A 25,945-nucleotide genomic window follows, 5' to 3' on the forward strand; every position below is an offset into this window, starting at 1 on the left:
AGTATCTGCGGTGATGTGGGCAAGAAAGAGCGTGTTCGCCGCTGTGCTGCTGGTCCTGGCGGCGCCGGTGCTGTTCGGCTGCGCCGCCGAGCCCCCGGCCGAGGCGGAGTCCGGCTCGCCGTCCATGCCCGCGAGCCCGGTGCCCGAGACGTCGGCGAGCGTGCCGCCACGCGCGCCCGAGTCGCTGGAGATCCCGTCCGTCCCACCTGCCGACGATCGCGGCATCGTCGAGGGCGGTGATGTGAGCTGGCCGCAGTGTCCCGAGGGGATGGGCATCAAGGAGCGCCGGACGCTGGGGCTGCCGATGCCGCTCGCCTCGGCGGAGTACGTGGTCATCGGGCTCACCAACGGCCCGGCGTTCATCCCCAACCCGTGTCTGGCCTCGCAGGTCGAGTGGGCCAAGCAGAACAAGGTGATGACCTCGGCCTATGCGGTCACCTCCTATCCCACCGCCGCCACACTCCGCGAGCGGGGCGAGGAGGGTCCGGGCGACCCGGACACGAAGATCGGCCGGCTGACCAACGTCGGCTACCAGCAGGCGGTGTGGAACCTCGAGCAGATGGAACGCGCCGGCCTGGAGTCGCCCTCGGTCTGGCTCGACGTCGAGCCGGTCGCGGTCTGGGAGTGGTCCGGCGACATCGAGGCCAACCAGGCGGTGGTCCTGGGTGCCGTGGCCGGCTATCAGGACGCCGGGAAGCGGGTCGGGGTCTACTCGATCGAGGGACTGTGGACGCCGATCGTCGGCGACCTGCAGCTGCAGCTGCCCGAGTGGCGTCCGGCCGGCGAGGCATCGCGGGCCGCGGCCCTGGAGCGGTGCGGTGGCGAGTGGATGTTCCAGGGCGGTGCCGCGGTGATGGTGCAGTGGCTCGAGGACGGCCGCGACCGCAACGTGACCTGCCCGGGCGAGTCGGTGCAGCTGCCGCTTTGGTTCCATCAGTACTGAGCGTGGGACACTAGGCGGTGACGTACCCGCCCCCGTTCTTGAGCATCTACGAAAGCAGCCTGTGACTCACTCCGCGCCACAGCCCGGCTCCACTGATCCGGCGATCATCCGCAACTTCTGCATCATCGCCCACATCGACCACGGCAAGTCGACGCTGGCCGACCGGATGCTGCAGCTGACCGGTGTGGTCGACGAGCGTGCCGCGCGGGCACAGTACCTCGACCGGATGGACATCGAGCGCGAGCGCGGGATCACGATCAAGTCCCAGGCCGTGCGGATGCCGTGGACGGTCACCGAGGGTGAGGACGCCGACAAGACGTTCGTGCTGAACATGATCGACACCCCCGGCCACGTCGACTTCACCTACGAGGTCTCCCGGTCGCTGCAGGCGTGCGAGGCGGCGATCCTGCTCGTCGACGCGGCGCAGGGCATCGAGGCGCAGACGCTGGCCAACCTCTACCTGGCGATGGGTGCCGACCTGCACATCATCCCGGTGCTCAACAAGATCGACCTGCCCTCCGCCAACCCGGAGAAGTACGCCCTGGAGCTGGCCAACCTCGTCGGCTGCGAGCCCGAGGACGTACTCCAGGTCTCCGCTAAGACCGGGCTGGGCGTCGAGGGGCTGCTCAACGAGATCGTGGCCCAGACCCCGGCTCCCGTCGGCGACCCGGACGCCCCGGCGCGGGCGCTGATCTTCGACTCCGTCTACGACACCTACCGCGGCGTGGTCACCTACGTCCGGGTCTTCGACGGCAAGCTGACCCACCGCGACAAGATCAAGATGATGTCGACCGGCGCGGTCCACGAGATGCTCGAGCTCGGTGTGATCAGCCCGGAGCCGGTCAAGGCCGACCACATCGGTGTCGGCGAGACCGGCTACCTGATCACCGGCGTGAAGGACGTACGCCAGTCGCGCGTGGGTGACACCGTCACCGGCAACAACCGCCCGGCCAAGGAGATGCTCGGCGGCTACTCCCACCCCAACCCGATGGTCTTCGCCGGGCTCTACCCGATCGACGGCGACCAGTACCCGGTGCTGCGCGAGGCGCTCGACAAGCTGCAGCTCAACGACGCGGCGCTGACCTACGAGCCGGAGACGTCGGGCGCGCTCGGCTTCGGCTTCCGCGTCGGGTTCCTCGGCCTGCTGCACATGGAGATCACCCGCGACCGTCTCGAGCGCGAGTTCAACCTCGACCTCATCTCGACGGCTCCCAACGTGGTCTACGACGTGATCATGGAGGACGGCTCCGAGCACATCGTCACCAACCCCTCGGAGTTCCCCGAGGGCAAGATCCGCGAGGTCCGCGAGCCGGTCGTCAACGCCACCATCCTCTCGCCGTCCGACTACATCGGCACGATCATGGAGCTGTGCCAGAAGAAGCGCGGCACCCTCGGCGGCATGGACTACCTCTCCGAGGACCGCGTCGAGATGCGCTACGTCCTCCCCATGGGCGAGATCGCCTTCGACTTCTTCGACCAGCTCAAGTCCTCGACCAAGGGGTACGCCTCGCTGAACTACGAGTTCAGCGGCGACCAGGCCGCCGACCTGGTCAAGGTCGACATCCTGCTCCAGGGCGAGCCCGTCGACGCGTTCTCCGCGATCGTCCACCGCGAGGCCGCCTACGGCTACGGCGTGATGATGGCCGGCAAGCTCAAGGAGCTCATCCCGCGGCAGCAGTTCGAGGTGCCCATCCAGGCCGCCATCGGCGCCCGCGTCATCGCCCGCGAGACCATCCGCGCCATCCGCAAGGACGTCCTCGCCAAGTGCTACGGCGGCGACATCTCGCGTAAGCGCAAGCTGCTGGAGAAGCAGAAGGAGGGCAAGAAGCGGATGAAGATGGTCGGCCGCGTCGAGGTCCCCCAGGAGGCCTTCGTCGCCGCGCTCTCCACCACCCAGCCTTCCACCGACAAGTCTGCCGGGAAGAAGTAGATCTTCGCTGGTCGAGCAGCGGAGACCGTTTGGTCAGGAGCGGATGAGCTCGATGCTGTCGAGGACGGCGTCGAGGTCGTCGAGCCGCTGCTCGACATCGTCGGGGTTCTGCCAGAACACGCGGATGCCGTTGGCCTGCACGTGGACGCAGTCGGCGGGCATGCCGTCGGAGTAGGACCACCAGCCGAGCCGCTCGCCCTCCAGGCCGCCGAAGGTGTCGGTCGCGGCGTCGTAGGCGACGTCCCTGACCTCGTCGTCACCGCCGATGTCCTCGTACTCCTTCAGTTCGTCGTTCAGGTCCGCGAGCGACTCCTTCTCGCCGATCTCGACACTGAAGAAGCGCTCCTCGGACGTACGCCAGGTGCACTGGCCGTCGGGGGTCTGGTCGCTCGGGTCGGTTGACTCCGGCTCGAACTCCTTCGGCACGTCCAGCTTCACAATCACCTGCTTCCCGCCGACCACCCCCGCACACTCGGCCGCCGTGAATCCCTCCGGCGTCGAGGTCGAGGATGCCGAGAACGGCGTCGGTGCGTCCGTGGTCACCGGCCCCGAGCCGGCCCCGCACGCCGAGGTCGCAGCGATCAGGACGATCAAGGGTGCAGCCCGAGAATGCATGCCGGACAGTTCATCACAACAGGCGGCGAGCGGCCGCGCCATGGGTCAGCGGTCGGCCTGCATCGCCAGGTAGTGCGGGCTGTGCATCAGTCCGATCACGTTGCCGAACGGGTCGGCGACGGTGGCGATCTCCCAGCCGGGCTCGCCGAGGGGACGCGGGGCAGCGAGGCCGGTCGCGCCGAGGGTGAGCAGGTGGTCGTACGTCTTCTGCACGTCGTCGACGTGCCAGTGCATGATCGCGCCGGCGGGGTTGGCTGACGAGTAGCCCTGAGGCGCGTAGCGGCGGTCGAGGAGGCCGAGCTCGTCCTGGCTGTCGCCGATGCGGAACTCGACGTACGCCGGGTCGTCGGCGGTTGGCCGTGCGAAGTAGGGCTCGACGCCGAGGAGCTCCTGGTACCAGGCGGCGGCCGCCTTCACGTCGTCGACGAGGTAGTTGATGGTGGTGAATCCGCGGAACATGTGCGCTTCCTTTCGTAGTGGTGACACCCATGCTTCCGCTCAAAGTGCTCACCTCATGAGCACTTTGTGTGGCAATCTCAGATCTGTGCGAGCCGAGCGGATGATCGCCACGCTCCTGCTGCTGCAGGCGCGTGGCCGGGTGACGGCGGCCGAACTCGCCACCGAGCTGGAGATCTCGGTCGCGACCGCCCGCCGCGATCTCGAGGCGCTGTCGTCGGCCGGCGTGCCGGTCTACCCACAGCCGGGCAGGGGCGGGGGATGGTCTCTCGTCGGGGGCGCACGCACCGACCTGAGCGGGTTGACCGGTCCCGAGTCACAGGCCCTGTTCACGCTTGTCGGACCGGGTGCGAGCACGTCGCCCGAGGCGCAGCAGGCCGTGCGCAAGCTGCTCCGGGCGCTGCCGAGCCCGTTCCGGGCAGATGCGGCGGCTGCCGCGGAGGCGGTGCGGCTCGATGCCGGTTCCTGGGGTGAGCAGCGTCGCTCGCGGCCCGAGGTCGTCGACGTCGTGCAGCAGGCGGTGATCGACCGGCGGCAGGTGCGTGTGGACTACACGAACCGCACCGGTCAGGTCAGCACCGTCCTGCTCGATCCGCTGGGCCTGGTCGCCAAGGACGACCTCTGGTATCTGCTGGCCACGCGTGAGGACGGCCCGGACGTACGCACCTACCGGATGGACCGGGTCGCCTCGGTCGAGGTGACCGCACAGCCGGCGAATCGGCCCGAAGGCTTCGACCTCGCCCGGGAGTGGCAGCGGGTGGTGTCGTACGTCGAGGAGCGGCGGGCTCGGGTGCGGGCCACGGCGCTCGTGCGGCGTCGGCATCTGTGGGTCCTGCGCGACCATTTCGGCACCTACCTCGACGTGCTCGGCGATGCGCCCGCGGCCGGCGACGAGGAGCGGATCGAGGTGACCCTCGCCGCCCACACCGCCCGGTCCCTCGCCGAGCAGCTGGCCGGATGGGGATCGATGATCGAGGTCACCGGGCCTGAGGACGTACGCCGCGAGCTGGCTCGCATCGGGACCGAGCTGACTGCCGCGTACGGCTGAGCAATTTCGGTCGGGTCGGCCAGGGCCGGGCGGTGGTTGAGTGAGGCACATGCGTAGAGAACAGATCCGGTTTCCGGAGGGATACGGCACACCGAGCGAGCTGCTGGCCTGGGAGGACGTACGTCAGCAGCTCGTCGAGGCGAAGCAGTTCTGGTTCGCGTTCGAGAGGCCGGGGCGGAGCCCGCACGTGACGCCGCTGGACGGGATCTGGTTCGAGGACAAGCTGGTCTACGGCGGCAGCCCGGAGACGTTGCACCGGCGGCTGGCGGCCGAGCATCCGAAGGTGACGGTGAACCTGCCGGACCCGTGGAAGCTGGTCGTCATCGAGGGTGAGGTGCGGACGACGTCCTTCGCTCCCGAGGTCGCCGAGAAGATCGCCGGGTTGCTCAACGCGAAGTATCCCGAGTACGGCGAGAACGTCTTCGAGGCGAAGCACTACATCGAGGGGACGCCCGCGGTGCATCCGCGGCGGATCCGGGCCTGGACCTCGTTCCCGAAGGACGCGACCGCGTTCGTCTTCGACTGACTTCCGGCTGGTCCGCGCTAGTCTCGCGGTGATGCATTTCACCGACTACGACACCCGGGTGGCGGCGTACGCCGTCATCGTCGATGACGCGGGGCGGATCCTGCTGAGCTGGTTCAACGGCAACCACCGCAACGACCCGGGGTGGACGCTGCCGGGTGGCGGCGTCGACTACGGCGAGCAGATGCCCGCCGCCGTCGTGCGCGAGGTGAAGGAGGAGACCGGCTACGACGTCGAGGTCGGGGCTCCGCTGACGACCGATGTCTACGTGGTGCCGTTCGACCCCGGTCGCCGGCCCTACCAGTCCACTCGGGTGGTCTTCGAGGCACGGATCGTCGGGGGCGAGCTGGGCACGCTGGAGGTCGACGGAACCACCGACTACGCCGCCTGGATCGGGCTGGACGACCCGGCGATCCAAGCCGACACGACCAGCCCCATCGTCCGGATGGGGATCGAGGCCCTGAAGGTCGCTCAGTCGACCCAGTAGTTGTCGTGGAGCTTGTAGAACTCGGCCATCTCGTCCGGACCGAGCTCGGTGCCCTCGGCCAGCTCGCGCAGCCCCTCGAAGTAGCCCTCCCGCGGCGCACCCGGGGTGAAGTGGAGCAGCATCGAGGCGGGCTCGTCGGTGGTGTTGCGGAACCCGTGCAGGCCGCCGACCGGCACGTGCACGAAGTCGCCGGCACCGGCCGGGATCCACTCCTCGCCGTTGTAGATCCGCACGGTCCCGGTCAGCACGTAGAAGGACTCGGCCACGGCCCGGTGGAAGTGGGGCCCTGGGCCGGTCTCGTTGGGCCCGAAGTGCCAGCGGTAGAGCCCGTAGTCACCCGCGGTCGTCGCTCCGGTGGCGAGATAGTCGACCTTCACGCCGTTGGGGTAGGACAGATCGGGCGGGGTGCTGTCGGGACGGTAGAACGCCGAGACCTCACCGGCCTCGCCGTCGTAGCGCTCGGGCGGGTAGGGAACACCTTTGGTCCCCATCGACTCTGGAAGTGACATGGGCACAACCTGCCCGATCCGTCCGGGGTTGGGAAGCGGATTAAGGTGGCTCGCGTGACGCCGCTGCCGGACTCCTTCGTGGCACTCGCGGCGAACGGTCCCGACTGGGCGGCGTGGCTCGACCGGCTGCCCGGGCTGGTGCGCGATCTGCTCGAGGAGTGGTCGCTGACACCTGATGGCGAGGCGACGCACGGCAACACCGCGGTCGTGGTTCCCGTCCGGACCGCCGATGACGAGGCCGCGGTGCTGAAGATCGGCTGGCCGCACTGGGAGGCCGAGCACGAGGCCCTGGCGCTGCAGACCTGGGGCGGCCGGGGTGCCGTACGCCTTCTCCGGGCCGACCCGAAGCGCTTCGCCCTGCTGCTGGAACGGCTGCACACCGAGGACCTCTCGGAGCTCTGGGACGTGCAGGCGTGCGAGATCGTGGGCGGCTTCTACCGGCGGCTGCATGTGCCGGCCCCGCCGCAGCTGCGTACGTTGTCGGCGCAGGCCGCACGCTGGGCGAGCGAGCTGGGAGAGAAGGAGCGACGGCTTCCGGTGCCGCCGCGGATGGTCGAGCAGGCCCGCGCGATCGCCCGCGACTTCGCCGCCGACGAGGCCACCGACGGGACGCTGATCCACACCGATCTGCACTACGCCAACGTACTTCGACGCAGCGTCCTCCAGGGCGATCGCGAGGAGTGGCTGGTCATCGACCCGAAGCCCCTCTCCGGCGACCCGCACTACGAGCTCGCGCCGATGCTCTGGAACCGCTTCGACGAGTATGCGGGGCGGATCCGGGATGGCGTACGCGACCGATTCTTCGCACTCGTCGACGCCGCCGAGCTCGACGAGGACCGGGCCCGGGCCTGGGCGGTGCTGCGGCTGGTCGTCAACGTCAAGGGCGAGCTGGACGACAACCGGACCCCCGACAAGGCTGGACCTGATAAAGAGTGGATCACCGCGATGATCTCGGTGGCGAAGGCCGTCCAGGACTGAGAAACTCGCGTGCCTCGATCCGGCGCAGCCAGGAGAATCTGCGCCATGCCCATCGTGCGAAGCGTCAACGTCGGTCAGTCCAAGCCAGCCGAGTGGGCGGAGGTGGGCGCCACTTCGATGGAGAAGCTCGCCACGCCCGAGCCGGTGACGGTCGGTGCGGAGGGCATCGTCACCGACACCCAGACCGACCGCCGCCACCACGGCGGCGAGGAGCAGGCGGTCTACGCCTTCGCCCGCGAGGACCTCGACGTGTGGGGCTCACGGTTGGGCGTGACGCTCCGTGACGGGCAGTTCGCCGAGAACCTCACCACCGAGGGGATCGACATCAACGCGGCTCTGGTGGGGGAGCAGTGGCGGATCGGCACGGTGCTGCTGCAGGTCTGCAGCGTGGGTACTCCCTGCAACGACTTCAAGAACTGGATGGGCGTCTCGGGCTACGACAACGCCCGGTGGGTCAAGAAGTTCACCCAGGAGGCCCGGCCGGGCCCCTATCTGCGTGTGCTCGAGGAGGGGCAGCTGCAGGCCGGCGACGAGATCGTCCTCGTCCACCGTCCTGGCCACGGCATCACCGTCTCGACGCTCTTCAAGGCGCTCACCACCGACCGCAGCCTGCTCCCGAGCCTCATCGGGATCGAGGGGCTCGGGGACAAGCCGCGGGCGGCGGCGGAGAGGTACGTCGCAGCCCAGCGCTAAGGGCCGCAGGGCTTTCCGGTGCATCCGCGCAGGTAGAGACCGTCGGGCGAGACGCCCTGGATCTGAAGGCTGTTCAGCTGGTCCGTGGTGAGCGTTCCGGTCGGGATCACCGCGACCGCCACGTTGTCCTCGGTGATGGTCGCGTCGAACCGCTGCTTGCCGACCCAGAACCAGGCGGACTCCAGCGTCTCGTTGCCCAGGGATCGGGTGACGCGCACTCCTTCGGCGGTCTCGGTCCACTCGGTGGTCGGCGGTGCCATTCTCGCCTCACCCGGATCGGGATGGACCAGATTGCCGTCGGCGTCGTAGGCACGGAAGTCCGCTGACTCGACGTCGACGTCGTGGTCGGTCCACGCGACCGCCACGCCGTTGACGATGGTGGCCGGGATCTCCTCTCCGCTCGAGGTGAAGACCACCTTGGCGACGTCCATCGTCTCCGGCAGGGGAAGCATGAACTCCGTACCCGCGCCGGTGCCGCTACGGGAGAAGTCCTCCCACGGCCCGGTCTCGGCGAAGGCGCCCCAGACCTGGGGCCGGCCGAAGGCCCCCGCGAGGTAGGGGCCGCGGTCAGCGCTCCGGCTGGCGTCGTACACCGTCGAGCAGGTCACCTCGTAGTCGCGGCCGTCGAAGACCGCCATCGCCGTCGATCCACGCTTCTCGGCGAGGAACGGCCAGGTGCCATCCGGGATCTGCTCGACCTCGTCGGGGTTGATGGCGTTGGCCGCCCGGGGTGGGTCCGCGTACATGGACTTCACGTCGGCCCAGGCCGTCATCAGACACCGATCGCTCAGCACGTCGAGCTCCTCGGGAGTGAGGTTGGTCGGGTTGCCGGACCAGTCGACCGGAGTCTTCTGGGTGGGCGGCTCCGGGGTCGCGACCTCCGAGTCGATCAGCCGGTCGGGGATCGCGACGTACGCCAGGACTCCGGCGACCGAGAAGGCGGCGACGGCGGCGACCGCCTTCGTGCCGCGACGGAGGCGACGCATCCGGTCGCCCCGGCGCAGGATCTCGGCGGCAGGGACGTCCAGTGTCTGGCGACTGCTGTTGCGCAGCAAGGTCTCGATGTCGTTCATGACAGCATCCCTTCGGGGTTGGTCAGCTGCAGCCGCAGAGTCTTGAGAGCGTGGTGGAGCGTGGCAGAGACGGTGCCGCGAGCGATCCCGAGCTCGTGGGCGGTCGTCTCGGCGTCGAGATCGAGGAAGTAGCGCAGCGCGACGACCTGGCGTTGCCGCGGTGGCAGTCGGCGTACGGCTTCCATCAACAGGTCGTGGTCGGTGTCCTCGCCGGAGCCGGGGCGGGGGAGGTGGTCGGGGGTGTCGGGAACGGTCAGCTCACGGCGGCGCTTGCGCCACCAGGAGATGTCGACGTTGATCGCGGTGCGCACCACCCATGCCGCCGGGGAGTTGGCGAGTCTGACCGTCGTCCAGCGCGACCAGGCGCGTGCGAAGGCCTCGGCGGTCGCTTCCTCTGCCCGCGCGGGATCCATGCCGGTCGCGATCGCCGCACGCAGGCAGCGGTCCTTGGCGCCGACGTAGAAGTCGGCGAATTCTTCTCGGCTCACGCCTGAGTGACGCACACGCACCATTATCGGTTTAGGCGCGAGGCGAATAACTGTTTGACGGTCTTGCCCGGCCTCACCAGACTCACTCCCAAACAACTCTTGGGAGGTTCGGTGGACGAGGAGATCTCGCGGCTGCGGGCGGCCGGGCACCCGCTGCGGCTCCGGATGCTGTCACTGCTGACGGGTGCGGAGCTGTCGGCGGCGGAGGTGGCGCGCGAGCTCGACCTGACGCATGCCAACGCCTCCTACCACCTCCGGCTGCTCGAGAGCGCCGGGCTGCTCGAGGTCGCGGGCGAGGAGCGGATCCGAGGTGGGGTCGCGAAGCGATACCGGTACGCCTGGCGCCGCGACGCCCCGCAGGGGCCGCCGTCCAGGGAGGACGACGAGGTCCACACCCGTGCGATCGCCGAGGAGCTCGTACGCCGCCGCCGCTTGCGCGCCGACGGGCCGGCCATCATCTCGGACGCGGAGATGTGGGTCGACCCTGATGTCTGGCAGCGGGTCCACGACCTCGTCCGGGAGGCGAGCGGTCTGCTCCACGACAACGCTCGCCCGCCGCGTACGGAGGGCACGATCCATGTGAACCTGACCGCATCCGCGTTCGTGATGGGTGACGCTCAGTGAGCGTCCGGGACAGCCTCTTCGTCCTCAAGGAGCGCGACTTCGGGTGGTTCTTCGCCTCGCGGTTCGTGAATCTCGCCGGGTCGTCGATGTCGCACGTGGCGCTCGCGTTCGCGGTGCTCGAGGTGACCGACTCGGCCTCCGCGCTGGGCTATGTGGTCGCCGCGCACACCATCCCGATGGTCGTGTTCCTGCTGGTCGGAGGGGTGATCGCCGACCGGTTCCCGCGTCGCCTGGTGCTGCAGCTGAGCAACGTGGCCTCGGCCTTGACCCAGGCGGCCGCGGCGGCGCTGGTCATCACCGGGCATGCCGAGATCTGGCATCTGGTCGTCCTGCAGGCGATGAACGGCACCACGATGGCGATGGCGTTCCCGGCGATGCAGGGGATGGTGCCGCAGCTGGTGGCCAAGAAGGACCTGCAGCCGGCCAACCTGCTGCTCTCGATGTCGCGCGGCACGCTGACGGTCCTGGGCCCGTCCGTCGCGGCCGCTCTCGTGGTCGGCGTCGGTGCCGGCTGGGCGCTGGCGGTCGATGCGCTGACCTGGCTGCTCGCGGCGCTCTTCCTGCTCCCGGTGCGGATCCCGCCGCGCCCGGCGGACGCGGAGAAGACCTCGGCCATCGAGGATCTGCGGGCGGGGTGGACGTACTTCCGGAGCACCACCTGGCTGTGGGTCGTGGTGGTCGCCTTCATGATCCTCAACGCGATCCAGTCCGGCGGGCTGCACGTGCTGGGTCCTGCGTACGCGAAGTCCTCATCGCTCGGCGTCGAGGGCTGGGGCCTGGCCAACTCCGCGCTCGCGGCCGGGATGCTCATCATGACGATCCTGCTGATGCGGGCCACGATCCGGCGCCCGCTGCGGGCGGGGATGTTCGGGATCATGGCGTTCTCGCTGCCCTTCTTCGCGCTCGCGCTGTGGCCCGAGACGGTGCCGCTCATCGTGGCGATGGCCGTCGCCGGCGCCGGGATCGAGATCTTCAGTCTCGGCTGGAGCCTGGCGATGCAGGAGAACGTCCCGGGCGAGATGCTCTCCCGCGCCTACTCCTACGACGCCCTCGGCTCGTTCCTCGCGATGCCGGTCGGGCAGCTGCTCTATGGGCCGCTGGCGGGCTGGTTCGGGGAGCGGCCGGTCTTCCTGGCCAGCGGCGTCCTCTACGCCGCGGTCTGCCTTGCCGCACTCTCGGTGCCCTCGGTGGTTAGGCTGCAACGCGTCGAGCAACCTGCCAGCGAAGGAACGCCCGTATGAGCCTGAACACCTCCGTCGTCGACGAGCTCTTCCAGCAGCGCTTCGAGGAGAACCTGACTCCGGGCCTGGCCTATGGGGTCGTACGCGGCTCCGAGCTGCTCCACTCCGGCGCGTTCGGGGCGACGACCGAGGGTGGTCCGGCGCCGACGGCCGAGAGCGTCTTCCGGATCGCGTCGATGTCGAAGTCGTTCACGGCGGCGGCGGTGCTGTTGCTGCGCGACCGCGGGCTGGTCGACCTGGACGAGGCGATCGCGCAGTACGTGCCCGAGCTCGTCGACCAGGCGCCCTACTCCGCCGACTCCCCGGCGGTGACGCTGCGGCTGCTGCTGTCGATGTCGGCCGGGTTGCCGACCGACGACCCGTGGGGCGACCGGCAGGAGTCGCTGTCCTACGACGACTTCGGCACGTTCCTCGACGGAGGCTTCTCGACCGGACGGGAGCCGGGGGTCGGGTTCGAGTACTCCAACCTCGGCTATGCGCTGCTCGGGCGCGCGATCGAGAACGTCGTCGGTGGTGACGCGCCCGAGGGTGCGAACCGGGACTTCGTCGAGCACGAGCTGCTGGCGCCGCTGGGGATGACCTCCTCGGCCTACTCGCCCGATGCGGTGCCGAACCGGGTGCCGGGTCATGTGCCGCCGCTGCACCCGGCCTGGGCCGGCGACCGGCTCGAGGGCCCGCCGACGTGGGCCGCGACGGCGCCGGTGCCGTCCGGGTCGTTCGCGGCGATGGGTGGTCTGCACTCCTCGGTCGCCGACCTGGCGCGCTGGGTCGGCGGCTTCCTCGGCGCCTTCTCCTCTGCCGCCGACGGGCATCCGCTGTCGAAGGCGTCGCGGCGGGAGATGCAGCAGCTGCACCGGTTCGGATCGGTGTCGGCCTCGCTCGGCTTCGACGGCCCCGAGGCCGGGATCGGTGCCGTCGCCGCCGGCTATGGCTACGGCCTGATGGTCGACCATGACAGCAGGCTCGGGCAGCTCGTCCACCACTCCGGCGGCTACCCCGGCTACGGCTCGCGGATGGTGTGGCACCCCGAGACCGGACTGGGTGTGATCACGCTGTCCAACAGCACGTACGCCGGGGGCTACCCGACCGCGATGACCGCGCTGCGCTCGCTGGTGTCCGACGAGCTCGCAGGTGGTGGCTCGCACCGGTTCTCGACGGTGGTCAAGGGCCTGCGGCCGCGGCTCGACTCGGCGCTGGAGGCCGCGGTCGAGCGGCTGCGTACCTTCGATCCTGCGGGTGCTGAGGTGTTCGCGCTGCCGTCGCTCTTCGCCGACAACGTCGAGCTCGACGCCCCCGACGCCGGGCGGCGCGTCCAGATCACCCAGGCGCGCGCGAAGGTCGGGCTGCCGCTGGGCGGCGCGCCCTACGGCTACTTTTCCCGTGCGATGGGCGTCGCGCTGGCCGTGGTGCCGGCCGAGAAGGGCCGCTACGACATCGAGGTCATGCTCTCCCCGGAGGCCGAGCCGCGCATCCAGACCCTGCGCGTCAACGCCGTCCCCGACGCCCACGGCGGCCTCGTCGCCGCCGCCCGCGCCGCACTCGAGGAGAGCTCCCCGGTCATCGCCGCCCTCCGGGCCTTCGGCGTACCCGAGCTGATCACGACGCCGCTGTCGGGCGATGGTTCGTCGAAGGCCGACTTCCTGGTCGTCGCCGGCACGACGTACTGGAAGATCGCGGTGGCCAAGACGACCACCGTCACCGCTCTCCCCACCTCCGACTATCCCCGCCTGACCTACCTCGCCTCCGCGCTCCGCGGCTGACCCCAGGCGGCCGAATCGGTAGTTGTGGCGGCCGAGTCGGTAGTTGTGGGTGACGAGTCGACAGTTTCGTTCGTCACAACTACCGATTCGGCTCGCCAGAAGTGAGGACTCGACCTTGATGTGTTCGAACAAATGTTCGATACTCATTGAGTGGGAGTGGTAGCGGGGATTGAGCGACACCAGAAGCTGGCTCAGATCGAGCAGCTCCGGTCGAAGGTGCGACGGCTGGAGCAGAAGCCGGGCATGGGCGCGGAGCTGGCGACGCACGAGGCGCTCGGTGGGGTGGTGCAGCTCCGGGCCGGAGGAACGTACGCGGCCGACTCGCTGTCGCTGGCGATGCTGCTGCTCGCGGGGCCGTCGGCGGCGGGGGAGTGGACCGCCGTCGTCGGGGTGGAGGACTTCGGTGTCGAGGCGGCGGCCGAGGCCGGGGTCGACCTGGAGCGGACCATCCTGGTGCCACGGCCGAAGGACTCCTGGCTGGAGGCGACCGCGGCGCTCGTCGACGTGACCACGCTGGTGCTGGTCCGGCCGGTGGGGCGGGTGACGCCGAGCGTCGCCGAGAAGATCGGTGCCCGGCTGCGCACCCGTGGCGCCGCGCTGGTCGCGCTGGGGGAGTGGCCGAGAGCAGACGTACGCCTCCGGGCGACCGAGCCGCGCTGGGTCGGGCTGGGCAACGGCGACGGCCATCTCCGGGCCCGCAGGATGGTGGTCGAGGCGGTGCGCGGGACGGCTCCGCCGCGACGTACGGCACTCTGGTTCCCGGCCGAGGACGGCGGTCTGCGGCGCGTCCTCGAACCGGTCGCTGGCCTTGCTGACCTGCGGAAACAGGAGTCGGCATGAGTCGTACGCTGGTGGTCTGGTGTGCCGACTGGCCGGTCGCCGCGGCGCTGAGCGAGGCGGGGTTGCCGCGGCACCTGCCGGCCGCGGTCTTCGCGCAGAACCGGGTCCAGGCCTACAACCAGGCGGCGCGGGAGTTCGGGATCAAGCGCGGGATGCGGCGCCGCGACGCCCAGTCGCGCTGCCCGGAGATCCAGGTGCTCGCCGCCGACGAAGCCCGTGACGCGCGGGTCTTCGAGGAGGTGCTGGTGCGCCTGGAGGAGCTGCGCCCCGGCGTCATGCCGCTGCGTCCCGGGCTGGTCGCGCTGCGCTCGCCGGCACGCTTCTACGGCGGCGAGGCCGAGGCCGGCGCGGCGATCGCCGAGTGCGTGGTCGAGCTCGGGATCTGGGACGTACGCATCGGCATCGCCGATGAGCTCTTCACCGCCGAGCAGGCCGCGCGGAGCGCCGGGCCGCAGGAGACGTACGCCGTCCCGGCAGACGGAGGCTCCACCGCGTTCCTGCGCGCCCTGCCGGTCCACGTGCTCGAAGACGCGAACGCGGTCAGCCTGCTGCAGCGGCTCGGCCTGACCACGCTCGGCGGCCTCGCCGACCTGCCCGGCGCCGACGTCAAGGCGCGTTTCGGCGCGCAGGCCGCCTGGGTCCGCCGGGTGATCCACGGCGAGGGAGCGCGGCCGGTGACGGGGCGTACGCCACCGCCCGAGCTCACCACCGAGGTGGCCTTCGAGCCGCCGCTCGACTCCGCCGAGGCGGTCTGTTTCTCGGCCCGGCAGGCGGCAGAGGGGTTCGTCAAGGGCCTCGCGACGCGCCAGGAGGTCTGCACCGAGGTGCGGATCGAGGTCGTCATGGAGGACGTCCCGGACTCGGTACGCACCTGGGCGCACCCGCGGTGGTTCTCCTCCGTCGATCTCATCGACCGGCTGCACTGGCAGCTGGCCGGGGTCGTCGCAGGCGGGGCGGTGATCGAGGTCCGCTTCGTCCCCGAGGTCGCCGTCTCCGAGGCGGTCCACGCCGACGGTCTCTGGGGCGGCACGAACGAGCGCGTCGATCGCGGTATCGCCCGGGTGCAGGGTCTGCTCGGCCACGAGGCCGTCGTCGCCCCGGTGCTCCAGGGCGGCCGGACCCCACGCGACCGCCAGGCGTACGTCCCCTGGGGCGACCGCCCCACCACTCTCCGTGATCGCGGACTGCCGTGGCCGGGCTCGATCCCGCCGCCGGCTCCTGCCCGGGTCCTGGCCGAACCGTGGCCGGCGGAGGTCTGCGACCAGGCCGGGCGGCAGGTGCTGGTGCTCCCGCGCGGAGGCGTCTCCGCCGACCCCGCCCGCTATCGCCCCGCGGCCGGCCAGCCCTGGCAGCGGGTCGCCTCCTGGGCCGGTCCGTGGCCGGTCACCGAGGCGTGGTGGGAGCCCGGCGGCGGGCGACGGGTCGCCCGCTTCCAGCTCGTCGGGGTCGACGGCCGCGCCTGGCTGGCCACCTTCGACACCGACCACTGGCTCACCGAAGCCAGCTACGACTGATGGGCTCGGCTGATGGGCTGGAACAACCCCGAGATCCCGTGGAAGGAGCTGGAGCGGCGACTGTCGGGTCGCCCGCCGAAGGACCCCTACGGCGACGCGCCGATCTCCCGGCGCAAGAAGCGGCTGCCCGATGAGGAGGTGCGCGGGCCGGAGGGCCCGGTGGTGCCGTACGCCGAGCTCCATGCCCACTCCGACTTCTCCTTCCTCGACGGAGCGAGCTCCCCGTCGGCGCTGGTCAGCGAGGCGATCCGGCAGGGGCTGCACGGGATCGCGATCACCGACCACGACGGGTTCTACGGGGCGCCGGCCTTCGCGGAGGCGGCACAGAAGCTGACGGGGCCGGCACGGCTGCTGACCGTCTACGGCGCCGAGCTGTCCCTGGGCCTGACCAAGCCGCAGAACGGGATCGCCGACCCCGAGGGCAGCCACCTCCTCGTGCTTGCCCGGGGCGTCGAGGGCTACCGGCAGCTGGCCGGCGCGATCACCGAGGCGCAGCTGCGCGGCGACGAGAAGGGCCGGCCGGCCTACGACCTCGACGAGCTCGCCGACCGGGCTCGCGCCGGCAGCTGGCTGATCCTGACCGGGTGCCGCAAGGGCACCGTACGCCAAGCGCTCACCGGCACCGGTCCGATCGCCGCGGCCCGGGCGCTGCGCGACCTCACTGATCGTTTCGGACACCAGAACGTCGTCGTCGAGCTGACCGACCGCGGCCATCCGACCGACTCCTACGACAACGACCTGCTCGCCGGCATCGCCCGCGAGGCCGGCCTGCCCACGGTCGCCACCAACAACGTCCACTACGCCACGCCCGACCGGCACCGGGTGGCCGATGCGCTCGCGGCGGTCCGCGCGCGCCGCACCCTGAGCGACATCGCCGGCTGGCTGCCGGCGGGCCCGGTGGCGTACGTCAGGTCGGGGGAGGAGATGGACCAGCTCTTCCGGCGCTACCCGGGTGCGGTGGCGCGCAGCGTCGAGATCGCCGAGGAGTGCGCCTTCGACCTGCGCAAGGCCACCCCGAAGCTGCCCAAGCGCGGGATCCCCGAGGGCGAGACCGCCGCGAGCCGGCTGCGCCACCTGACCGAGGAGGGTTTCGCGGAGCGCTACGCGAAGGCGTACGCCAGCGACCCGGAGTTCGTCGAGAAGGCCCGCAAGCGGGTGGAGCACGAGCTCGACGTCATCGAGCGCAAGGACTTCCCGGGCTACTTCGTGATCGTGCACGACATCGTCGAGTTCGCGCGGAGCAAGGAGATCCTCTGTCAGGGGCGGGGGTCGGCAGCCGCATCCGCGGTCTGCTACGCGCTCGGGATCACCGCGATCGACCCGGTCTTCTACAGGCTGCCATTCGAGCGGTTCATCTCCGAGCATCGGGAGGAGGAGCCGGACATCGACGTCGACTTCGACTCCGACAAGCGCGAGACGGTGATCCAGTGGGTCTACGACACCTACGGCCGGCGCAACGCCGCGCAGGTCGCGAACATCGTCGGCTACCGGCCGAAGATGGCGGTCAGGGACGCGGCCAAGGCGCTCGGCCACAGCCCCGGCCAGCAGGACGCCTGGTCCAAGCACCTCGGCTACTCCCGCGTCGAGGCACCCGACGACGTCGGTATCCCCGCTCCGGTCCTCGCGCTGGCCGAGGAGATCCACGGAGCGCCGCGCCATCTCGGCATCCACTCCGGCGGCATGGTGCTGACCGAGGAGCCGATCGGCGAGGTCGTACCCATCGAGCGTGCCCGCATGGAGAAGCGCACCGTGATCCAGTGGGACAAGGACGCCGCCGAATACATGGGGCTGGTGAAGTTCGACCTGCTCGGGCTCGGGATGCTGGCGGCGCTCGACCACATGATGCATCTGGCTCTCGAGCACCTGGGAGAGGGCTGGACCCTGGCGACCATCCCCAAGGAGGAGCCGGCGGTCTACGACATGCTCTGCCGGGCCGACTCGATCGGGGTCTTCCAGGTCGAGTCGCGCGCGCAGATCGGCACCCTGCCGCGCCTGCAGCCGCGCTGCTTCTACGACCTGGCCATCGAGATCGCGCTCATCCGGCCCGGGCCGGTGCAGGGCGGAGCGGTCCATCCCTACGTACGCCGGGCCACCGGGCGCGAGGAGGTCAGCTACGCCCACGAGCTGCTGGAGCCGGTGCTGGAGCGGACCCTCGGGGTGCCGTTGTTCCAGGAGCAGCTCATGGAGATGGGCCGCGTCCTGGGTGACTTCAACCACGACGACGCCGATCTGCTGCGCCGGGCGATGGGCTCGAAGCGTGGTCTCGAGCGGATCGACTCGCTCAAGGAGCAGCTCTACGAGGGCATGCGGGCCAAGGGCATGACCGAGGAGACGGCGGAGGCGGTCTACACCCAGATCCTCTCCTTCGCGAACTTCGGCTTCGCCGAGTCCCATGCACTGAGCTTCGCCAAGCTCGTCTATGCCTCGTCATGGTTCAAGCTCCACTACCCGGCCGCCTTCCTGGCCGGCCTGCTCCGCGCCCAGCCGATGGGCTTCTACTCACCGCAGTCGCTGACCCAGGATGCCCGCCGCCACGGAGTGGAGGTACGCCGCCCCGACCTCGTCCTCAGCCAGGCCGCGGCAGACCTGGAGCCGCTCGATGTCGACGTCGTGTCGCCGACCGGGAAGGAGGACTGCCGACTGGACGGCGAGAAGACCCCGTGGGTACCCGGCACCCCCGACCCGACCCCGGAGCACCGGCGTGACGGCAACTTCGCGGTGCGGCTGGGCCTGGATTCCGTACGCGGCATCGGCAAGGACGTCGCGAAGCGGATCGTGAAGGCTCGCGAGGAGGCACCGTTCAAGGACTCCCTCGACCTCTCCCGTCGCGCCGGGCTGGAACGCGCTCAGCTCGAGGCGCTGGCGACCGCTGGATGTTTGGAGGTGTTCACATCGAGCCGTCGGCAGGCGCTGTGGCAGGCGGGCTGGACCGAGACCGAGGATCAGCTCGAAGGGGTGCGGTTCACCGCCGAGACCCCTGCGCTGCCCGGCCTCGACCCGGTCGAGGAGACCCTCGCCGACCTGTGGGCGACCGGCGTGACCCCAGGCAGCCATCCCTTCGCCCATCTCCGGGCCGGCCTGACCGCGGCGGGGCTCCCGAAGATCAGCGACCTCCCCACCTCGGAGCCCGGCCGACGCATCACCGTCGCCGGTCTGGTTACCCACCGCCAGCGCCCAGGAACCGCGGGCGGCGTCACCTTCATCAACCTGGAGGACGAGACCGGCATGCTCAACGTCGTCTGCTCCGCCGGCCTGTGGAGGAAGCACCGCAAGATCGCCGTCTCCACCTCCGTCATGCTCATCCGCGGCATCCTCGAGCGCAACGACGGAGTCACCAACCTGGTCGCCGACCGCCTCGCCCCGCTCGAGGAGATCCACCCCGAGGCGGCCAAGGCCATCGCCTCCCGCCACCGCTCCCGCGACTTCCACTGACAGCCGAGTCCGCAGAACTGGCGGGCGAATCTGCAGAAGTGGGCGGCGAAAGTAGAGATTCGTCGCCCACAACTGCAGTTTCGCCCGCCAGAACTACAGTCTCGGCAGGGACTCAGGCGGGCGCGCGGAAGAGCTCGAAGGTCGTACGCCGCCGCTCCTCGAAGCCGAGACCGAGGTAGACCGAGATGGCGCCGGTGTTGGCGACGGAGGCGTGCATCAGCGCACGAGAGCCGCGGGCGTGGATGTCGGCGGTGACGGCGCGGACGAGGCGGCCGGCGAGGCCGCGGCCGCGGGCCTCGGGGGCGGTGCAGACGGCGCTGATCTCGATCCAGCCGCCCGGGTGCATCCGCTGGCCGGCCATCGCGACGAGGCGGCCCTCGTGGCGCAGCCCGAGATACGTACCCATCGTGTGGGTCGCCTTCTCGAACGGCCCGGGCTCGGTGCGGGCGACGAGGTCGAGCATCTCGGGGACGTCGGCGGCCCCGAGCACGACCGCCTCGGGATCGGGTGCGGCAGCGACCCGTGACGTCTCGACGAGCTGGACCCCTTCGCCGCCACCGACCATCTCCCACCCGTCCCCGCAGACCCCGGCCGCGCCGGTGATCAGCGCGGTGCCACCGGGTCCGACGGCCGCGGCCAGGTCGCGCCACGCCTGTGGCTCGCGAGGGTCCGAGACGGCGGCGAAGGGCGAGACGTCGGGACGGTAGCGACGGGCGAGCCCCGAGCCCTCGGCGAGCGAGGCATGCGCCCCGGTCAGCGAGTGCCAGACCGGGTTGTCGAGAACATCGTCGAGAAGAAGATCAGGCTGCGAGACGGGCACGCCGGAATTTTCCCACCCCGCCCCAGTCACGGTTAACCCTTTTCGACAGGTGGATCGATAATGGAGGGGTGCCTTCCGCTCTGCCCCCCGGCGACCCCGCCCCCACCGACGGGTCGCTACCGGCCGAATCGCTGAGCACGCTGGGGGAGAAGGGGCTGGGCTTCTACGTCCACGTCCCGTTCTGCACGGTCAGGTGCGGCTACTGCGACTTCAACACCTACACCGCGATCGAGCTGGGTCCCGGCGTGAGCCGGCAGACGTACGCCGACCAGGCCATCGAGGAGATCAGGCTGGCCCGCCGCGTGCTGGCCGACAGCGACAAGCAGGTGGACACCGTCTTCTTCGGCGGCGGCACCCCGACGCTCCTGCCGGCCAGCGATCTGACCGGCATGCTCGGAGCGATCAGGGACGAGTTCGGCCTCGCCGACGACGTCGAGGTGACGACCGAGGCCAACCCCGACTCGGTCGACCTCGACTACCTGCGCACCCTGCGCGAGGGCGGTTTCACCCGGCTCAGCTTCGGCATGCAGTCGGCCGTCCCGCACGTACTGAAGACCCTCGACCGCACCCACGACCCCGAGCGGGTCCCGCTGGTCGTGGAGTGGGCCCGCGAGGCCGGCTTCGAGCAGGTCTCCCTCGACCTCATCTACGGCACCCCCGGTGAGTCGATCGACGACTGGCGCACCAGCCTCGACGCCGCCCTGGCCAGCGACCCCGACCACATCTCGGCCTACTCGCTCATCGTCGAGGACGGCACCGCCCTGGCCCGACAGGTCAGAAGAGGCGAGATCGAGATGCCCGACGAGGACGACCTGGCCGACAAGTACGAGCTGGCTGACAAGGCCCTCCAAAACCACGGCCTGACCTGGTACGAGGTCTCCAACTGGGCCACCGACGAGACCCAGCGCTGCCGCCACAACATGCTCTACTGGCAGGGTGGCGACTGGTGGGGAGTCGGCCCCGGCGCCCACAGCCACGTCGGCGGCACCCGGTGGTGGAACGTCAAGCACCCCAAGGCGTACGCGGACCGGATCACCAGCAACCAGAGCCCCGCCCACGCGCGCGAGATCCTGGCCGATGAGGACCGCCGCGTCGAGCGCGTCCTGCTCGAGCTGAGACTCGCCGACGGCCTCGCGGGGGACGCTCTCGACGACGAGGGCCGTGCCGCTCTCCCGGAGCAGGTACGCCGCGGCCTGGTCACCGTCGCCGACGACACGATCTTCCTCACCGAGACCGGCAGACTCCTCGCCGACGCGGTGGTCCGAGACCTGCTCCCCTGAGCATCCCTGAGTTCGGGACCTTGGTCCTGATCGAAGGATCAGGGGTGATCCTGATTGGTAAAGAGGGTCCGACAGGGGAGAGTGGAGCTATGGCAACCACAACTCTTTCCCGTCCCAGCAACGACAAATGGATCGCCGGCGTCTGCGGTGGCCTCGGTCAACGTTTCGGCATCAACTCGAACCTGATCCGGCTGGCCTTCGTCATCTCCTGCCTGCTTCCCGGACCGCAGTTCATCGTCTACATCGTGCTGTGGATCATCATGCCGAAGAAGTCGTCCTACTGACGGAGCCTCAGACGGGCTCGGTCACGAAGTCGATCAGCTCCTCGACCCGCCCGAGCAGGGCGGGCTCCAGGTCACCGAACGAGTTGACCCGCCCCAGGATGTGCTTCCAGGCCCGGGCGATGTCGGCCTGATCCCGGTGCGGCCAGCCCATGTGCTGGCAGATGCCCTTCTTCCACTCGATCGACCGCGGCACGTTCGGCCAGGCCTCGAGCCCGAGCCGGGCCGGCTTGACCGCCTGCCACACGTCGATGAACGGGTGACCGACGATCAGCACGTGCTGGCCGACCGCGGAGCGCCGGATCGACTCCGCGATCCTGGCCTCCTTCGAGCCCTTCACCAGGTGGTCCACCAGGACCCCGACCCGCCGCTGCGGTCCGGGCTTGAACGAGACCAGGTGGTCAGCGAGATCGTCGACACCGCCCAGATACTCGACGACGACACCCTCGATCCGCAGGTCGTCACCCCAGATCTTCTCGACCAGCTCGGCGTCGTGACGCCCCTCGACGAAGATCCGCGACTCGCGCGCGACCCGGGCCTTGACGTTGTCCACGGCCACCGAGCCCGACGCGGTGCGGGTCGGCTTCGCGGGCGCCGTGCGGGTCACCGGGGGAGTGAGGATGACCGGCTTGCCCTCGAGCCAGAAGCCCGGCCCGAGCGGAAACGTACGCCGCTTGCCCTTCCGGTCCTCCAGGGTCAGCGTGTGCAGGTCGCGGTCGATCCGCACGATCTCGCCGACGAAGTCGGTCTCGACCTCCTCCACCACCGCGCCCAGCTCTGCGGGAGTCTCGACGGCACGCCCGTTCTTGGGCTTGCGCCAGTCGCCGGCCAGTACGTCGGAGCCGTAGCGATCGCTCATCCGGAGAACGGTAGTGGAGTCAGCAGCGAGAACCGGTGAGCACGCGCCCGAGCTGCTCGAGAACGTCGTCCGGAGTGGCCGCGGTCTCCGGGAACCGGAAGGTCACGTGGTGGCCGCCGTCGAGGGTGATCCAGGAGACGTCGACGCTCTCGGCAGTGAGGTGGGAGAGGCGTACGCCCACGATGTGACGCGGCCGCAGCCCGAGCCGTGCCGAGAGCGAGCGGCACAGGTCCGCCTGGTGCTCGTCGTTGGCGTGGGCCGTGATGCGGACCAGCAGATCGTCGGCGATCATAGGACTCTCCAGTGGGGCGGAAGCAGTGCAGCGGGGTGACTCTAAGGTCAGCCTAACCTAAGGCTATCTCGATGGCGAGAGACGTGTTCCGTTCCACAGAGCGGAGCAGCCACCGAGAACTGGTGCCTGTGACACGAACCGGTAGGATTGGCACTCGCACGGAATGAGTGCCAAGCAGCCAGGGCGATAGGAGGGCAGATGCAGAACGAACGCAGGCTCTCCGTCCTCAGGGCGATCGTCGAGGACTATGTGAAGACCGAGGAGCCGGTCGGCTCCAAGGCGCTCGTGGAGCGTCACGGCCTCGGCGTCTCCCCGGCGACGGTGCGCAACGACATGGCCGCGCTGGAGGAGGAGGGCTACATCACCGCCCCCCACACCAGCGCCGGCCGGGTGCCCACTGACAAGGGCTACCGGCTCTTCGTGGACCGGCTGACCACGGTCAAGCCGATGACCGCGGCCGAGAAGCGGGCGATCGCCGGCTTCCTCGACGGCGCGGTCGACCTCGACGACGTCGTCACCCGCTCGACCCGGCTGCTCTCGCAGCTGACCCGCCAGGTCGCGGTGGTGCAGTACCCGACCCTGAGCCGCTCGACGGTCCGCCACGTCGAGCTGGTCGCGCTGGCCCCGACCAGGCTTCTCCTCGTGCTCATCCTCAGCACCGGCCGCGTCGAGCAGCGACTGCTCGAGGTGACCGAGGAGGTCTCCGAGGAGACCCTGGCCGCGCTGCGCACGAAGATCAACACCGCGGTCTCCGGCGCCGTCATCGCCGAGGCCGGCGAGGCGCTGCGCACTATCGCCCAGCCGGCCGACGCGCCCGCCGACGCCCCGCAGGACCCGCTCGCCTCCGCCGTGGCCGAGGCCCTGATCGAGGCGATGAACGACCACCGCTCCGACGAGCGGATCTCCATCGGCGGCACCAGCAACCTGGCCCGCTTCGGCGACAGCTTCGACACCGCCGTACGCCCGCTCCTGGAAGCCCTCGAGGAGCATGTCGTCCTGCTCAAGCTGATGGGCGAGGCGACCGCGGGCGGGCTGGTCACGGTGCGGATCGGCGCCGAGGGCCCCTACCAGGAGCTTTCCCAGACCAGCGTGGTCGCGACCGGCTACGGGCCTGGCGACGAGGCGCTGGCCACGCTCGGCGTGGTCGGCCCCACCCGGATGGACTACCCCGGATCCATGGCGGCGGTGCGCGCGGTCGCGCGTTACCTCTCCCGGATCCTCGACGAGGCTTGAGCAGCAGACTCGATTCAAGGAAGATCAGCGAACTTCGATGGCAGGAAGACCGACGTTGGACCCCTATGAGCTCCTCGGTGTCGACAAGGACGCCGACGACGCAACGATCAAGAAGGCGTACCGGAAGCTGGCGCGCCAGTACCACCCTGACGTCAACCCGGACGCCGAGTCGCAGGAGAAGTTCAAGGAGATCTCCCACGCCTACGAGGTGCTGAGCGACCCGCAGAAGCGGGCTGCGTACGACCGCGGTGGCGACCCGTTCGCGGGCGGCTTCGGTGCGCAGGGCGCGGGCTTCTCGTTCACCGACATCATGGACGCCTTCTTCGGCGGCGCCGGTGCTGGCACCGGAGGCGCGGGGCGTGGCCCCCGTCCGCGCGTACGCCGCGGGCAGGACGCCCTCATCCGTCTCGACATCGACCTGGCCGAGGCCGCCTTCGGCGTCACCCGCGACCTCAAGGTCGACACCGCCGTCGTCTGTGACACCTGTGGTGGCGAGGGCGCAGCGGAAGGCTCCCACCCGATCCCGTGCGAGACCTGCCACGGCCAGGGTGAGGTCGCGGTCGTGCAGCGCTCCTTCCTGGGCGAGATCCGCACGCTGCGCCCGTGCTCGGCCTGCAACGGCTTCGGCACCGTCATCCCCGACCCGTGCCGCGACTGCAGCGGCGAGGGCCGGGTGCGCTCCCACCGCACCCTGACCGTCAAGATCCCGCCGGGCGTCGACGACGGCACCCGGGTGCAGCTCGCCGAGCAGGGCGAGATCGGTCCCGGCGGCGGCCCCGCCGGCGACCTCTACGTCGAGATCCACGTCGCCAAGCACGCCACCTTCACCCGCAGGGGCAACGACCTGCACTGCACCGCGAAGGTGCCGATGACCGCGGCCGCGCTCGGCACCACGCTCAACCTGCCGACGCTCGAGGCCGACCTCGTCGGTGAGGGCGCCGACCAGATCGACCCCGAGGACGCCTCGATCCAGATCGACCTCAAGCCCGGCACCCAGTCCGGCACCGACCACGTCCTGCGTGGCCGCGGTGTGCCCGGTCTGCGTGGCGGTCGCGGCGACCTGATCGTGACCATCAACGTGGAGACCCCCACCAAGCTCGACCTCGAGCAGGAGGCGCTGCTGCGCCAGCTCGCCGAGATGCGCGGTGAGGAGTCCGTCCAGGGCCAGCTCAAGGCGGCCCACAAGGGCGGCGTCTTCTCCTGGTTCAAGGACACCCTCAACGGGCACTGATCCTCGATGACTCTCCCTGTTCACCTCGTCGAGTCGCTCGTCGGCACTCGTGTCGGCGACGACATCGAGGTGACCGGCGACGAGGGCCACCACGCGGTCGTCGTACGCCGCCTCCGGGTCGGCGAGGAGGTCGTGCTGACCGACGGTGCCGGCGAGGGCGTCACCGGCACGATCACGCAGACCACCAAGAAGTCGATGACCGTACGTGTCGACGAGATCATCCTCGGCGACGCGCCGCCCGAGCCCGCGCTGACGGTCGTCCAGGCGCTGCCCAAGGGCGACCGCGGCGAGCTCGCCGTCGAGATGCTCACCGAGATCGGCGCCGCCAGCATCGTCCCGTGGGCGGCGACCCGCTCGGTCGCCGTCTGGAAGGGCGAGCGCGCGGTCAAGTCCCTGGCCCGCTGGCGGGCCACGGCCCGCGAGGCCGCCAAGCAGTCGCGCCGGCTGTGGCACCCCGAGGTCGAGCCGCTGGCCACCACCGACGCCGTCGTGGCCAAGATCGAGGCGGCCGACGTCGCCGTCGTGCTCCACGAGGAGGGCACCCTCCCGCTCGGCGCGGTCCCCGTCATCGACGAGGGCACCATCCTGGTCGTGGTCGGCCCCGAGGGCGGTCTGACGGAGGAGGAGATCTCCTTGTTCGAGAAGGCCGGCGCCACCACCATCCGTCTCGGCGGCGAGGTCCTGCGCACCTCCACGGCAGGCGTGGCGGCGAGCGCCGCCCTGTTGGCCCGCACCCGCCGCTGGGACTGACCGGCCGACTGACCGCCGACTGCTCGGCGTGGTGGGTTCGTCCTT

The 25,945-nt window shown here is 70.2% G+C and carries 26 protein-coding genes; 18 read left to right on the top strand and 8 right to left on the bottom strand.

Translation table 11 applies throughout. From position 1 onward, the window contains the following. Positions 1 to 31: 31 nt before the first annotated feature. Both ACW14X_RS22780 and lepA read left to right on the top strand, forming a co-directional pair. Positions 32 to 943 carry a hypothetical protein gene (locus ACW14X_RS22780; protein WP_457163408.1) on the top strand — a complete coding sequence of 304 codons (912 nt, stop codon included), beginning with the start codon at positions 32 to 34 and terminating at the stop codon, positions 941 to 943. Positions 944 to 1,004: 61 nt separating this feature from the next. Continuing rightward, the gene (lepA, locus tag ACW14X_RS22785) at positions 1,005 to 2,873 is read left to right on the top strand and encodes a translation elongation factor 4 (protein ID WP_160028190.1); all 1,869 of its coding nucleotides are present in this window, start codon (positions 1,005 to 1,007) and stop codon (positions 2,871 to 2,873) included. 33 nt (positions 2,874 to 2,906) lie between these two features. On the opposite strand, the gene ACW14X_RS22790 is transcribed toward lepA, so the two are convergent. Then, positions 2,907 to 3,488 (bottom strand): hypothetical protein, encoded by a 582-nt coding sequence (locus tag ACW14X_RS22790; protein ID WP_457163409.1) that lies wholly within the window; start codon positions 3,486 to 3,488, stop codon positions 2,907 to 2,909. A gap of 45 nt (positions 3,489 to 3,533) precedes the next feature. Beyond that, positions 3,534 to 3,947 (bottom strand): VOC family protein, encoded by a 414-nt coding sequence (locus ACW14X_RS22795; RefSeq protein WP_160028194.1) that lies wholly within the window; start codon positions 3,945 to 3,947, stop codon positions 3,534 to 3,536. Positions 3,948 to 4,047: 100 nt separating this feature from the next. Between ACW14X_RS22795 and ACW14X_RS22800 the strand changes: the two genes are divergently transcribed. Genes ACW14X_RS22800 through ACW14X_RS22810 form a run of 3 tightly spaced genes read left to right on the top strand, consistent with a single transcriptional unit; the run spans position 4,048 to position 6,002 of the window. Then, the gene (locus tag ACW14X_RS22800; RefSeq protein WP_457163410.1) at positions 4,048 to 4,992 is read left to right on the top strand and encodes a helix-turn-helix transcriptional regulator; all 945 of its coding nucleotides are present in this window, start codon (positions 4,048 to 4,050) and stop codon (positions 4,990 to 4,992) included. 49 nt (positions 4,993 to 5,041) lie between these two features. Beyond that, complete coding sequence (locus ACW14X_RS22805; protein ID WP_160028198.1) at positions 5,042 to 5,518, top strand: pyridoxamine 5'-phosphate oxidase family protein; 477 nt, start codon at positions 5,042 to 5,044, stop codon at positions 5,516 to 5,518. 31 nt (positions 5,519 to 5,549) lie between these two features. Beyond that, positions 5,550 to 6,002, top strand: coding sequence for an NUDIX hydrolase (locus ACW14X_RS22810; RefSeq protein ID WP_201451264.1), 453 nt, complete (start codon positions 5,550 to 5,552; stop codon positions 6,000 to 6,002). On the opposite strand, the gene ACW14X_RS22815 is transcribed toward ACW14X_RS22810, so the two are convergent. Beyond that, on the bottom strand, positions 5,987 to 6,511 hold the full coding sequence (locus tag ACW14X_RS22815) for a cupin domain-containing protein (RefSeq protein WP_350840078.1): 525 nt from the start codon (positions 6,509 to 6,511) through the stop codon (positions 5,987 to 5,989). The two genes, ACW14X_RS22810 and ACW14X_RS22815, sit on opposite strands and share 16 nt — an antisense overlap. A 54-nt stretch (positions 6,512 to 6,565) precedes the next feature. On the opposite strand from ACW14X_RS22815, the gene ACW14X_RS22820 reads away from it, so the two are divergent. Both ACW14X_RS22820 and ACW14X_RS22825 read left to right on the top strand, forming a co-directional pair. Continuing rightward, complete coding sequence (locus tag ACW14X_RS22820; protein ID WP_457163411.1) at positions 6,566 to 7,489, top strand: aminoglycoside phosphotransferase family protein; 924 nt, start codon at positions 6,566 to 6,568, stop codon at positions 7,487 to 7,489. A 45-nt stretch (positions 7,490 to 7,534) separates the two neighbouring features. Further along, positions 7,535 to 8,182: an MOSC domain-containing protein gene (locus ACW14X_RS22825; protein ID WP_457163412.1), complete on the top strand. Its 648-nt coding sequence runs from the start codon at positions 7,535 to 7,537 to the stop codon at positions 8,180 to 8,182. Here the strand turns inward: ACW14X_RS22825 and ACW14X_RS22830 are convergent. Continuing rightward, a complete protein-coding gene (locus tag ACW14X_RS22830; RefSeq protein ID WP_457163413.1) occupies positions 8,179 to 9,255 on the bottom strand; it encodes a hypothetical protein in 1,077 nt (358 codons plus the stop codon). The genes ACW14X_RS22825 and ACW14X_RS22830 overlap by 4 nt on opposite strands. Then, positions 9,252 to 9,743, bottom strand: a complete 492-nt coding sequence (locus tag ACW14X_RS22835; RefSeq protein ID WP_457163414.1) for a sigma-70 family RNA polymerase sigma factor — start codon at positions 9,741 to 9,743, stop codon at positions 9,252 to 9,254. The genes ACW14X_RS22830 and ACW14X_RS22835 overlap by 4 nt, the downstream gene beginning before the upstream one ends. A 111-nt stretch (positions 9,744 to 9,854) precedes the next feature. Between ACW14X_RS22835 and ACW14X_RS22840 the strand changes: the two genes are divergently transcribed. From ACW14X_RS22840 to ACW14X_RS22865, 6 genes are all read left to right on the top strand, one after another. Next, the gene (locus tag ACW14X_RS22840; RefSeq protein WP_350840084.1) at positions 9,855 to 10,367 is read left to right on the top strand and encodes an ArsR/SmtB family transcription factor; all 513 of its coding nucleotides are present in this window, start codon (positions 9,855 to 9,857) and stop codon (positions 10,365 to 10,367) included. After that, positions 10,364 to 11,608 (top strand): MFS transporter, encoded by a 1,245-nt coding sequence (locus tag ACW14X_RS22845; protein ID WP_457163415.1) that lies wholly within the window; start codon positions 10,364 to 10,366, stop codon positions 11,606 to 11,608. The genes ACW14X_RS22840 and ACW14X_RS22845 overlap by 4 nt, the downstream gene beginning before the upstream one ends. Continuing rightward, positions 11,605 to 13,368: a serine hydrolase domain-containing protein gene (locus ACW14X_RS22850; protein ID WP_457163416.1), complete on the top strand. Its 1,764-nt coding sequence runs from the start codon at positions 11,605 to 11,607 to the stop codon at positions 13,366 to 13,368. Before ACW14X_RS22845 ends, ACW14X_RS22850 begins: the two co-directional genes overlap by 4 nt. A gap of 150 nt (positions 13,369 to 13,518) precedes the next feature. Continuing rightward, positions 13,519 to 14,208 (top strand): hypothetical protein, encoded by a 690-nt coding sequence (locus ACW14X_RS22855; protein ID WP_350840089.1) that lies wholly within the window; start codon positions 13,519 to 13,521, stop codon positions 14,206 to 14,208. After that, entirely contained in the window at positions 14,205 to 15,722 is a 1,518-nt protein-coding gene (locus tag ACW14X_RS22860; protein WP_457163417.1) for a Y-family DNA polymerase, read from the top strand. The genes ACW14X_RS22855 and ACW14X_RS22860 overlap by 4 nt, the downstream gene beginning before the upstream one ends. Positions 15,723 to 15,734: 12 nt before the next feature. Continuing rightward, a complete protein-coding gene (locus tag ACW14X_RS22865) occupies positions 15,735 to 19,154 on the top strand; it encodes an error-prone DNA polymerase (RefSeq protein WP_457163418.1) in 3,420 nt (1,139 codons plus the stop codon). Between the two features lie 112 nt (positions 19,155 to 19,266). On the opposite strand, the gene ACW14X_RS22870 is transcribed toward ACW14X_RS22865, so the two are convergent. Beyond that, positions 19,267 to 19,974: a GNAT family N-acetyltransferase gene (locus tag ACW14X_RS22870; RefSeq protein WP_457163419.1), complete on the bottom strand. Its 708-nt coding sequence runs from the start codon at positions 19,972 to 19,974 to the stop codon at positions 19,267 to 19,269. A 68-nt stretch (positions 19,975 to 20,042) separates the two neighbouring features. Between ACW14X_RS22870 and hemW the strand changes: the two genes are divergently transcribed. Further along, the gene (gene hemW, locus ACW14X_RS22875) at positions 20,043 to 21,254 is read left to right on the top strand and encodes a radical SAM family heme chaperone HemW (protein WP_457163420.1); all 1,212 of its coding nucleotides are present in this window, start codon (positions 20,043 to 20,045) and stop codon (positions 21,252 to 21,254) included. Positions 21,255 to 21,343: 89 nt separating this feature from the next. Beyond that, positions 21,344 to 21,538 (top strand): PspC domain-containing protein, encoded by a 195-nt coding sequence (locus ACW14X_RS22880; protein WP_160028221.1) that lies wholly within the window; start codon positions 21,344 to 21,346, stop codon positions 21,536 to 21,538. A 7-nt stretch (positions 21,539 to 21,545) separates the two neighbouring features. On the opposite strand, the gene ACW14X_RS22885 is transcribed toward ACW14X_RS22880, so the two are convergent. Both ACW14X_RS22885 and ACW14X_RS22890 read right to left on the bottom strand, forming a co-directional pair. Further along, a complete protein-coding gene (locus tag ACW14X_RS22885) occupies positions 21,546 to 22,394 on the bottom strand; it encodes a DUF3097 domain-containing protein (protein ID WP_160028223.1) in 849 nt (282 codons plus the stop codon). A gap of 19 nt (positions 22,395 to 22,413) precedes the next feature. Then, the gene (locus tag ACW14X_RS22890; protein WP_160028225.1) at positions 22,414 to 22,686 is read right to left on the bottom strand and encodes a hypothetical protein; all 273 of its coding nucleotides are present in this window, start codon (positions 22,684 to 22,686) and stop codon (positions 22,414 to 22,416) included. A gap of 198 nt (positions 22,687 to 22,884) precedes the next feature. Between ACW14X_RS22890 and hrcA the strand changes: the two genes are divergently transcribed. From hrcA to ACW14X_RS22905, 3 genes are read left to right on the top strand one after another with little or no spacing between them, the layout of a single operon-like run. Next, a complete protein-coding gene (gene hrcA, locus ACW14X_RS22895; protein ID WP_160028227.1) occupies positions 22,885 to 23,919 on the top strand; it encodes a heat-inducible transcriptional repressor HrcA in 1,035 nt (344 codons plus the stop codon). A gap of 55 nt (positions 23,920 to 23,974) precedes the next feature. After that, positions 23,975 to 25,150, top strand: a complete 1,176-nt coding sequence (gene dnaJ / locus ACW14X_RS22900) for a molecular chaperone DnaJ (protein WP_457163421.1) — start codon at positions 23,975 to 23,977, stop codon at positions 25,148 to 25,150. A 6-nt stretch (positions 25,151 to 25,156) separates the two neighbouring features. Beyond that, on the top strand, positions 25,157 to 25,900 hold the full coding sequence (locus ACW14X_RS22905) for a 16S rRNA (uracil(1498)-N(3))-methyltransferase (RefSeq protein WP_160028231.1): 744 nt from the start codon (positions 25,157 to 25,159) through the stop codon (positions 25,898 to 25,900). Positions 25,901 to 25,945: the final 45 nt, after the last annotated feature.

Source organism: Nocardioides sp. YJ-D4, from assembly GCF_054031495.1.